The sequence below is a fragment of the Nitrosomonas communis genome (genome assembly GCF_900114745.1).
Taxonomy (GTDB): Bacteria; Pseudomonadota; Gammaproteobacteria; order Burkholderiales; family Nitrosomonadaceae; genus Nitrosomonas; species Nitrosomonas communis_A.
Genome location: NZ_FOUB01000099.1, coordinates 1 through 8,682, shown reverse-complemented (window position 1 = coordinate 8,682; position 8,682 = coordinate 1). Strand labels below are relative to the sequence as shown.

General features: G+C 46.5%; 8 protein-coding genes. 4 read left to right on the top strand and 4 right to left on the bottom strand.

All coding sequences use genetic code 11. The annotated features are described in order from the left end of the window. The coding region (locus tag BM122_RS26355) for an IS630 transposase-related protein (protein ID WP_218152171.1) at positions 1–173 on the bottom strand (173 nt) is incomplete at its 3' end. A gap of 194 nt (positions 174–367) precedes the next feature. On the opposite strand from BM122_RS26355, the gene BM122_RS19315 reads away from it, so the two are divergent. After that, positions 368–910, top strand: a complete 543-nt coding sequence (locus BM122_RS19315; protein WP_074907131.1) for a hypothetical protein — start codon at positions 368–370, stop codon at positions 908–910. Between the two features lie 212 nt (positions 911–1,122). Here BM122_RS19315 and BM122_RS19310 read toward each other — a convergent pair whose 3' ends face one another. From BM122_RS19310 to metG, 3 genes are all read right to left on the bottom strand, one after another. Further along, a complete protein-coding gene (locus tag BM122_RS19310) occupies positions 1,123–2,187 on the bottom strand; it encodes a multicopper oxidase domain-containing protein (protein WP_074907130.1) in 1,065 nt (354 codons plus the stop codon). A gap of 588 nt (positions 2,188–2,775) precedes the next feature. Beyond that, on the bottom strand, positions 2,776–3,339 hold the full coding sequence (locus BM122_RS19305; protein WP_143083555.1) for a GIY-YIG nuclease family protein: 564 nt from the start codon (positions 3,337–3,339) through the stop codon (positions 2,776–2,778). Positions 3,340–3,360: 21 nt separating this feature from the next. Then, a complete protein-coding gene (gene metG, locus BM122_RS19300; RefSeq protein ID WP_074907128.1) occupies positions 3,361–5,484 on the bottom strand; it encodes a methionine--tRNA ligase in 2,124 nt (707 codons plus the stop codon). 119 nt (positions 5,485–5,603) lie between these two features. Here metG and apbC point away from each other — a divergent pair, with 119 nt between their 5' ends. The 3 genes from apbC to BM122_RS19285 all read left to right on the top strand — a co-directional run bounded on the left by apbC (position 5,604) and on the right by BM122_RS19285 (position 8,613). Then, positions 5,604–6,692 carry an iron-sulfur cluster carrier protein ApbC gene (gene apbC, locus BM122_RS19295; RefSeq protein ID WP_074907127.1) on the top strand — a complete coding sequence of 363 codons (1,089 nt, stop codon included), beginning with the start codon at positions 5,604–5,606 and terminating at the stop codon, positions 6,690–6,692. Positions 6,693–6,700: 8 nt separating this feature from the next. Beyond that, positions 6,701–7,267 (top strand): dCTP deaminase, encoded by a 567-nt coding sequence (gene dcd / locus BM122_RS19290; protein ID WP_074907126.1) that lies wholly within the window; start codon positions 6,701–6,703, stop codon positions 7,265–7,267. A 239-nt stretch (positions 7,268–7,506) separates the two neighbouring features. Beyond that, positions 7,507–8,613, top strand: a complete 1,107-nt coding sequence (locus BM122_RS19285) for a leucine-rich repeat domain-containing protein (protein ID WP_074907125.1) — start codon at positions 7,507–7,509, stop codon at positions 8,611–8,613. Positions 8,614–8,682 lie beyond the last annotated feature (69 nt).

Genomic DNA, 8,682 nt, shown 5'->3' with positions numbered 1-8,682 from the left:
AGCGCCAGAAAAATAGCGTTTTGCGCCACACCTATACGTTTTGCCCGCTCGTACTGATAAGCATCAGGATAATCGCGAATATCCTGCCGCAACACATCAAGATCAATCTTGCGTTGGCGAAACCCTTGAGGTTTACGATGGATGTTCTTAACCCAACGCGTCACGCTCGCCACGCCAACATCAAACGGCCGCCACCTCGGCTATCGTAAGTCCTTTTTTCTCTCTGACAGACAGAACTTTACGGCGGAAATCCAGTGAATAGGCCATCTCTAAATTATAATCAAAATTATCTGGTTGTGCTATATGTGTCCTATGGCTAAGTCTTCCTATAATAAATAGTTACGCTGCTGACTACCGAATATGTAATATGCCACCCAATGTCACGTTAAGTGGTTATCCGGACTGGTGGTATTTTGATAACAGCTCAAGCTATGATTTCCACCTGGCTCCTGGAGGATCTACCGATTTAGAAAAAGGATCCTGTATCAAAGGCTTATATTCTTCTTACGGGACATCACCCGGCTGTTCTTATGAAAATCAGGAAAATTGCACCTGGAATAGAAGTTCCACATGCGAATCAAGCACGTTTGTTTATGGCACATCAACTGACGGCACTGTCGAAGGTTGGCAAAGTGTCGATGGTGTAATGGATTGCGTGGATGCAGTCAATCAAATCATGGAATGCCAACAGGCTGGATATGATTCGGTTGGCCCGTGTAGATGCGCCCGAATAGGCAGCCGTTGCAGCAGCATCTTTTCTGAAGTCGCTTGCATGTTTGCTCGCATGCTTTCTAATGCTGGGCAAACTGGCGGTGGGGAACCCGGTGGTGGGGAGGGAGGGGAAGATGCGGTGCAGGATAGAAAGCTGAAAACCTATATTAGGCAACAAAACGAACCTAACTTAAAATAGGTGAAATGGATACAAACTCAATCGCAAAGAAATGAGCAGTAGGGTGTAATAAGCGAAGCGCATTGCATCATTTGTATCAAAGGTATAATAATGATTGCATCCTACGCGGTACGCTGGCTCATCGGGTTATATAAGAGCATGATAAAGTTATTACAAATTCGTTATCGACCCAATTTACAAAACCTTTACCATTTTTTTGGTGGCCGCTATTTTTATTCGACCGTAAAAGTTGTCGTCATGCCAGCCTTGATGTGATCATTGACATGACAATGATACATCCAGTTGCCCTTGACATCTGGCTGCATATCCAGCGTTTTGGTAGCCGCTGGCAACACTTCAGTTACATCCAGGCGATTACCATTATGCAATAAAGTGGCGCCATGCCAATGCGGTGAATGAAGATCGACCTCGCTACCCATACCTATGATATACCAACGCACCCGATCACTACTGCGCATGACATAACCTTTATTATTGCCATAAACCAATCCGTTAATTCCATGTTTCAAATTACTTTCCTCAAATTCTTCGCTTTTCGGGTCACAGGAACCCGTGCAGGTGGAAAGATTGATATCTTTGTATAAGCTAGCGTTTTCATCAAATACAGTAAAAAGTGAAATAAATTCACGATCTACACCCAGTGGTTTATCTTTATTACTTGAGATAATGATCGGACCAATCAGCCCGGCATTGGTATCGGCAGACTCATTCACGTGACTATGGTAAACCCAGGCGATGGAAGAAGGATCATTTGGGCCAGGACCTGCACGCTCTGGAACCTCCCAAATATAAGTGTGCTCCCCTCCCGGTTTCACGATTCCGCCAGATTTATGCTTGTCATTTGCTGAATGGGCAGCGCCTTCGTGTTCCTTGGTATAACGCACGCCATGTGGATGGATACTGGCTGGAAAACGGGTATTGTTTTTAAAATGAACAGTAATTCTGTCTCCTATGGCTACCCGAATGACAGGCCCAAGTATACCAAGATGCTCCTCCTCAGCGACACGTGGTTTTACCGCACCAAACCCGGCGGTATATTCCCGATAGACAGACTTTAAATATCGTCGGCCAATTCCTTGCTCGACGAATACACGCTCTTCTGCAGTAAATTCATTGCCTGTCATCGGATTAACAGGAAAGGAAGGCACATAATCCCACAATACTTCATCCGCTGCTATCCAATAAACTCGGTTTCCACCTTTAGCCCAAGCTGGACTGCTGATAGATACAGCCATCACCAGAGCTGAAACAAGTGAGAGAATTTTATTTTGCAGCATCTAATAGTTCCTCTTTGATAAAAAATAGTAAGCTTTCAGACTGATCACATAACCTTCGCTCTGACAAATGTTATTCGGTACAGTAGGTAAGATGTAATAAGCGAAGCGCATTGCACCATTTGTATCAATCGGGTTGGGGTAACGGATCATGTCCGTTACCCCAACCCGATCGCGGGCTAGAGAGCCTGATTGTTATGGGTTTTTCCGAGGAAGTAAGTTTGTGCTGGGCACAAAACGTGGCGACGTTGTCCTTTAACATTATATTTATGTGTCGTACAGTTGATCCGATTAAAATGGCGAAGCCCACTGGAATCAAGCAAATCGATTCTGCTCTCACTGATTTATTTCACAACAGTCCAATGGCCGTGAAATCCAGATATACCTAGAAGGACAGCTCTATTTGCGCCGTTGTTCTTGTTCAGAAATGAAGCGACTTCAGTCCAAAAAGTTCTTAGATCTGGGGTCTCGACTCCAGCAAAATGCCGTTTCCTATATTTACAATGCTGTAAATACCGCATAGAGAGTCTAATCCACCCTGTTCAAATGGCAGCATTTTACTCCCCGACACTTTTTCATCTTTCGTATAAATCATTTCGATGTGCATAAGGTATTAGTCTGCGGAGTGCAGAAAGAGAAGCTTTTTGATGATCCGCTGGCAAAAATGTTAGAACGTTTAAATACCAGCATAGTATCTTCCTGAAATCTCTGGATATAAAATGTTTCTATGTCCAGTGTTGAAAAGTCTAATTTCACGGGATAGCAGAACAGTTCTTTCTTTTGAGGTTGGTTATATACCGGTTGATGTAAGTAAATAAGCAACGACTCCACTGCTTCAATGACTGATCTGTCGAGAGGTAGGTATTCCACGATACTAGAGTTATGCAACCAACTCATAAATTTTCCAATTACTGCTGTATAAACTTTGACGGGGTCTGGCTCATCTTCAATCCAAGTACGATGTTCATTTAGGCGGGCTTGGATGCTTCGTTCTGTTTTTCCGATATATAATGGTACGTTACGTCCATATAGACTGCGTGTGCCACAAATCATGTAGAGGACGTTGTTGGAATGGACATCTTCAAGGGAATCTGGATCGTAGGGACCGTACCAATATACTTCATATATTATTTCGTTTTTTAGTTCATTATTCATTTCAGAAGCTCCCCAACTCACCTACTTCACCCGCATCCCCGGCTGCGCACCCTCATCGGGTGAAAGTATAAACAGCCCTCCCCCACTGCTTCCATCGCTTGCCGCCAGCACCATCCCTTCCGACAAACCAAATTTCATTTTACGCGGCGCGAGGTTAGCGACCATGACGGTGAGGCGTCCTTTGAGCTTTTCTGGATCATAAGCGGATTTAATCCCAGCAAATACCGTGCGCTGCTCCGAGCCGATATCCAGTGTGAGTTTAAGTAATTTCTCCGCACCTTCCACATGTTCTGCATTAACAATGCGAGCAATGCGTAAATCGATCTTGCTGAAATCATCGATCGAGATAGTTTCCGCGATCGGTGCAATCGCACGTTGTTGGATATGCTGCTGCGCTTCTGAATGGCGTACGCGGGAATGAGAATCAGGAGTTGGGGTAATGGTCTGTTTGTTGGCTTCAATCAAGGCGCCAATTTGTTTGGCATCAATGCGCGTCATCAGGTGCTGGTAGGGATTGATCGTGTGTCCTGCTGGCAATAGCACTGTAGATAAAGCTTGGCCGGTGTTTTGTTTCGGCCAAGGAAGTGATGCGCAATTGAGGAAATGCTCGATTCTTGCTGCTGTGGCAGGCAGAATCGGTTTCAGGTAACACGAAAGCAAATAGAACAGTTGAATGCCCAGGCTGCAGGCCAGATGTAATTCGTTATTGCGTGCAGTCTCTTTGGCGATTTCCCAGGGCGCCAGCTCTTGAATCAGTTCGTTTACTTCATCTGCGCGCTTCATGATTTGCCGCACAGCTGCAGAAAAATCTCGCTCTTCATAGGCTTGCTCGATAACGCCAGATTGCCAGGAAGCAAAGCGCTCATCGATCATTTGCTGCAACGTATGATATTCTTCGCCAGTCACCAACTTTCCATCAAACCGTTTGCTGATGAATCCTGCGCAACGGCTGGCGATATTGATGTACTTGCCGACCAGATCCGAATTCACGCGCGCCGTGAAATCTTCCAGATTGAGATCGATATCTTCCAATGTGCCGTTCAATTTGGCAGCATAATAATAGCGCAACCATTCCGGATTAAGCTGCTGCTGTAAATAGCTTTCCGCAGTAATAAAGGTACCGCGTGATTTGCTCATCTTTTCACCGTTCACAGTGAGAAAGCCATGCGCAAAAATCTGGGTCGGTGTGCGATAGCCTGAATTTTCCAGCATAGCCGGCCAGAAGAGCGCATGGAAATACAGGATGTCTTTGCCGATGAAATGATACAGTTCGGTAGCGCTACCTTTCTGCCAAAATTCATCAAAATTGATACCACGCTGCGCACACAAGTTTTTGAAACTCCCCATGTAACCAATCGGCGCATCGAGCCAGACGTAAAAATACTTGCCGAATTCGCCGGGTATTTCAAAGCCAAAATAGGGCGCATCACGTGAGATATCCCAGTCAGACAGTTTGTTTTCTCCAGCCTCCCCTAACCATTCGTGCATTTTGTTGGCAGCTTCTGCTTGCAGATGATTAGCTTCCCGTGTCCAACGCCGCAGAAAATCCGCACAGCGACTATCGGATAAACTGAAAAAGAAATGCTCGGAGGCTTTTTTCACGGGTGCCGCACCCGAAACCGCAGAGTAAGGATTTTTTAATTCTGTCGGTGCATAGGCTGCGCCACAGGCTTCGCAGGAATCACCATATTGATCTTTTGCACCGCACTTAGGGCATTCTCCTTTGACGAAACGATCCGGCAGAAACATGTTTTTGACCGGGTCATACAGCTGCTCGATAGCACGTACTTTGATAAGGCCTGCTGCTTTCAGCTTGTGATAAATATTCTCTGAATACTGACGAGTTTCTGGTGAATGCGTACTGTAGTAGTTATCGAACTGGATATGAAAGCCGGTAAAATCACGCAAATGCTCACCATGCACACGAGCGATCAGAGCTTCCGGCGTCATGCCTTCTTTCTCGGCACGCAACATGATGGGCGTACCATGCGTATCATCAGCGCACACGTAATAAACGGTGTGTCCTTGCATTTTCTGGAAGCGAACCCAGATATCGGTTTGAATATATTCCACCAAGTGGCCAAGGTGAATGCTGCCATTGGCATAAGGCAGTGCGGAAGTAATCAGCATCTTGCGTGTGTTCATCGATCGTCGGTATGTTGAATGTTCGGGAAGGTGCATTGTAACAAACTGGATACTTTCCCCCGATATTTGTTAACATCAATCATTTCAATAAATCATGCTCTGCATAAAGGAGTTGCACCGTGGCGATTACAGAACAACAAATAGAAACCGCCCTCAAGGAAACCATCGACCCTACCACGGGTAAAGACTACGTCACCAGCAAGGAAGTACACAACATCAAAATTGATGGCAGCAATGTTTCGCTTGATATTGAACTGGGTTACCCGGCCAAAAGCGTGATCGAATCGATCCGCCAGCAAGTCAGCAATACTTTGAAAGCTATTCCGGCTATCTGCAACGTAACCGTCAATGTCAGCAGCAAGATTATCCCGCATAGCGTGCAACGCGGCGTCAAACTGATTCCCGGGGTGAAAAACGTGATTGCCGTCGCTTCCGGCAAAGGAGGTGTTGGCAAATCGGCTACCGCGGTCAATCTGGCGCTTGCGCTCGCTGCTGAAGGTGCAAATGTCGGCATCCTGGATGCGGATATCTATGGCCCGTCACAACCCCAGATGCTTGGCATCAGCGGTCAACCTGAATCACCGGATGGTAAGACGATCGAACCGATGCGTGCCCATGGTATCCAAGCCATGTCGATCGGTTTATTGATTGATGTAGAAACACCGATGGTATGGCGCGGTCCGATGGTGACGCAGGCCTTGCAGCAATTATTGAATGATACCCGCTGGCATGAGCTCGATTACCTTGTCATTGATCTACCGCCCGGTACTGGCGATATTCAATTGACGCTCGCGCAGAAAGTGCCCGTGACCGGTGCAGTCATCGTGACCACTCCCCAAGATATTGCTTTGCTGGATGCCCGCAAAGGGCTGAAAATGTTTGAGAAAGTCGGCGTCCCGATTCTGGGAATCGTGGAAAACATGAGCATGCACACCTGCTCAAAATGCGGCCATACCGAGCCCATTTTTGGAACAGGGGGTGGGGAAAAGATGTGCAAAGATTATGAGGTCGAGCTGTTAGGCGCCCTGCCGCTGGATATTAAAATCCGCGAACACACTGATTCAGGCAAACCTACTGTAATCGCTGAGCCGGATGGGCAGGTTGCCGAAATCTATCGTACCATTGCACGGCGGGTGGCAGTCAAAATCGCCAATCTATCAAAGGATTATTCTGAGGTGTTTACTAAAATAATTATGGAGAATGACTAATTACTGATATGACCATTAAATCAGACAAATGGATCCGCAAAATGGCCATTGAGTACGGAATGATCGAACCATTCGAGCCTGCACAAATCAAGCACAAAGATGGCAACAGCATCGTTTCCTATGGCACTTCGAGTTATGGCTACGATATTCGTTGCTCAGATGAATTCAAACTCTTTACTAACCTGAATTCGACGATTGTCGACCCCAAGCAGTTTGATTCGAATTCCTTCGTTGATGTCAAAAGTGAAGTCTGCATCATTCCCCCTAACTCCTTCGCCCTTGCGCGCACCGTTGAATACTTCCGCATTCCGCGCAATATTCTCACAATCTGCCTCGGAAAATCCACTTATGCCCGATGCGGAATCATTGTCAATGTCACCCCGTTTGAGCCAGAATGGGAAGGTTACGTCACCCTCGAATTCTCCAACACTACCCCGCTACCCGCCAAAATTTACGCTAATGAAGGTGTTGCCCAAGTGATCTTCTTTGAAGCGGACGAAATCTGTGAAACCTCTTACAAGGATAGGAACGGTAAATACCAATTTCAGCAGGGCGTGACGTTGCCAAAGATATGAATTACATACATAAATAGCTACCTCTCTCACAAAAGACACTTTGATAGCTTAAGTATTTTTGCCTTCATCAAATTGGTGATGCCTTTCCTCACGCACTTAACCTTGATGGATGCTAACAAGATCATCCCTTAAAACCGATTCCCCGCCCCTTGCATAAAACCTCAGGGTGTAGTGCCAGTTAATAAAATTATCTGATCGAATATAAAGCTAAATAAATCATGACAGAAAGCAGAAAAATCATGCAGAGAGTTTCTGCAGATGAGCTGGATAAGCTACTCTCCCAAATCAGATCCGAAGAGTATTCAGAACTTGTTCTACTCGCACCAGACGTGAGAATGAGTTCAGTAAACTTGCCAATCTTTTTACAAGGATATTCACGCGTTTTTCAATTAACCGAATTTGTAGAGGATCTATGCGAGAAGCTTCTCCCCCTAACTTCTCTTACTTCGCTTGTCCTGTGGAAAAACCAGATTAGGGATGCCGACGCTAAACATCTTGCTGCCCTCTCCAATCTCACTTCACTTAACCTGAGGGGTAACCAGATTGGGGATGCCGGCGCTAAGCATCTCGCTGCCCTCTCCAATCTCACCTCGCTTGACCTGGGGTATAACAAGATTGGGGATGCCGGCGCTAAACATCTCGCTGCCCTCTCCAATCTCACTTCGCTTGACCTGGGGTATAACAAGATTGGTGAAGCTGGCGCTAAACATCTCGCTGCCCTCTCCAATCTCACCTTGCTTGACCTTGGGGGTAACCAGATTAGAGAAGCCGGCGCAAAACATCTCGCTGTCCTCTCCAACCTCACTTCGCTTGCCCTTTGGAATAGTCAGCTTGGAGATACCGGCGCAAAACATCTCGCTGCCTTTTCCAATCTCAATTCACTTGACCTGGCGGGCAACCAGATTGGGGAAGCTGGCGCTAAACAACTCGCTGCTCTCTCCAACCTTACTTCGCTTGACCTGGGGGTTAACAAGATTGGGGATGCCGGCGCTAAACATTTCGCTACCCTCTCCAATCTCACTTCACTTAACCTGAGGAGTAACCAGATTGAGGAAACCGGTGCTAAACAACTCGCTGCCCTCTCCAATCTCACTTCGCTTGACCTAGGGGTTAACAAGATTGGGGATGCCGGCGCTAAACATCTCGCTGCCTTTTCCAATCTCACTTCACTTGACCTGGCGGGTAACCAGATTGGGGAGGCCGGCGCTAAACATCTCGCTGCTCTCTCCAACCTTACTTCGCTTGTCCTGGGGGGTAACCAGATTAGGGATGTCGGCGCTAAACATCTCACTATCCTCTCCAATCTCACTTCGCTTAACCGTAAGCCTCCAACCCTTCCACATTAACACCCAGATACATGATCGCTATCCTTGAACTTTTTACAAGGAAGAACGATGTCATCACCAGAATCACGA

What these genes read in the sequence shown, in the direction of transcription:
- dcd (WP_074907126.1), top strand. Translation starts at nt 6,701, where the DNA reads ATGACCATTAAATCAGACAAATGGATCCGCAAAATGGCCATTGAGTAC.
- BM122_RS19315 (WP_074907131.1), top strand. Translation starts at nt 368, where the DNA reads ATGCCACCCAATGTCACGTTAAGTGGTTATCCGGACTGGTGGTATTTT.
- BM122_RS19310 (WP_074907130.1), bottom strand. Translation starts at nt 2,187, where the DNA reads ATGCTGCAAAATAAAATTCTCTCACTTGTTTCAGCTCTGGTGATGGCT.
- BM122_RS19285 (WP_074907125.1), top strand. Translation starts at nt 7,507, where the DNA reads ATGCAGAGAGTTTCTGCAGATGAGCTGGATAAGCTACTCTCCCAAATC.
- metG (WP_074907128.1), bottom strand. Translation starts at nt 5,484, where the DNA reads ATGAACACACGCAAGATGCTGATTACTTCCGCACTGCCTTATGCCAAT.
- BM122_RS19305 (WP_143083555.1), bottom strand. Translation starts at nt 3,339, where the DNA reads ATGAATAATGAACTAAAAAACGAAATAATATATGAAGTATATTGGTAC.